The sequence below is a fragment of the Heyndrickxia shackletonii genome, assembly GCF_001420715.1.
Classification (GTDB): domain Bacteria; phylum Bacillota; class Bacilli; order Bacillales; family Bacillaceae_C; genus Margalitia; species Margalitia shackletonii.
Genome location: NZ_LJJC01000017.1, coordinates 1 through 1,507, shown reverse-complemented (window position 1 = coordinate 1,507; position 1,507 = coordinate 1). Strand labels below are relative to the sequence as shown.

At 38.4% G+C, this 1,507-nt stretch carries 1 protein-coding gene; it reads left to right on the top strand.

Annotated elements, in window-relative coordinates:
* Nucleotides 1-91: 91 nt before the first annotated feature.
* On the top strand, nucleotides 92-1,450 hold the full coding sequence (locus tag AN964_RS25185) for an IS1182 family transposase (RefSeq protein ID WP_055742329.1): 1,359 nt from the start codon (nucleotides 92-94) through the stop codon (nucleotides 1,448-1,450).
* Nucleotides 1,451-1,507 lie beyond the last annotated feature (57 nt).

Here is a 1,507-nt window from a genome sequence, read left to right as displayed (position 1 = left end):
CAGACTGTAGACAAACTCGATGAAGATCGAGCTTGCCTACAGTCTTTTTTGTTTTAAAATATAAATAGAAATAATACTTGGGGTGATGAAGATGCTTTCAAAACATAATTCCATTCAACGTGATCAAGTAGAAATGATCGCTTTAGACCAGTTGGTTCCCGAAAATCATTTAGTCCGAAAAATGGAGGCAGCGATTGATTTCTCTTTCATTTATGATTTAGTGGAAGAAACATATTCCGCAGTTGGACGCCCAAGTATTGATCCCGTGATCTTGATTAAACTTACCTTTATTCAATATACATTTGGCATTCGTTCGATGCGTCAAACGATTGAAGAATTAAAAACGAATATGGCCTATCGCTGGTTTCTTGGTTATGGTTTCTATGATAGAGTCCCTCATTTCTCTACCTTTGGAAAAAACTATGAGCGTCGTTTTAAAGATACCGATTTGTTTGAACAGATTTTCTATCGAATTCTAAAAACAGCAGCGGAAAAGAATTTGATAAGTGCAGAACATGTTTTTATCGACTCCACTCATGTAAAAGCGAGTGCGAATAAACGTAAATTCGAAAAAAAGGTGGTCCGAAAAGAAACACGTGCCTATCAAGAACAGCTCCAAGAAGAAATCAATCAAGACCGGGAAGATCATGGAAAAAAGCCATTTCCACCAGATAAATTTGAAAAAGAAGATACAAAAGAAATAAAAGAAAGTACCACAGATCCTGAGAGTGGTTACTATGTGAAAGACGAACGGACTAAACAGTTCGCCTATTCTTTTCATGCAGCTTCTGACCGCAAAGGATTTGTTTTAGGAAATATGGTGACACCAGGAAATACCCACGATAGCGTAATCCTAGAACCATTAGTAGAACAAGTAATGGATATTGTAGGAAAGCCCGATGCCGTTGCGGCAGATGCAGCTTATAAAACACCGGCCATCACGAAATACTTAATCGAAAACGAAATGACACCTGCTTTACCTTATACAAGACCACGTACAAAAGAAGGTTTCTTCCGAAAACACGAGTACGTATATGATGAATACTATGATTGTTACATATGCCCATCAGGGGAGATATTGAATTACTCTACCACGACAAAAGAAGGGTATCGTGAATACAAATCTTCTAAGCATATTTGCGCTAATTGTCCATTTTTATCGCAATGTACGGAGAGTAAGGATCATCAAAAAGTAGTGACTCGTCATATTTGGCAAGAGTACCTTGAGGAAGCAGATCATCTTCGTCATCACAAAGAGGTAAAAACGATATATGCGAAACGCAAAGAAACGATTGAGCGTGTATTTGCAGACGCAAAAGAAAAGCATGGTATGCGTTGGACAACGTTAAGGGGACTTAAAAAATTGTCGATGCAGGCGATGCTTACTTTCGCTGCCATGAATTTGAAGAAAATGGCCAACTGGATATGGAAAGGTCCGGAAATGGCCTAGTAGATGAGGATGAGAGAGGTCAGCATACACCCAAAAAGGTAAAAAAGTAAGAACAAA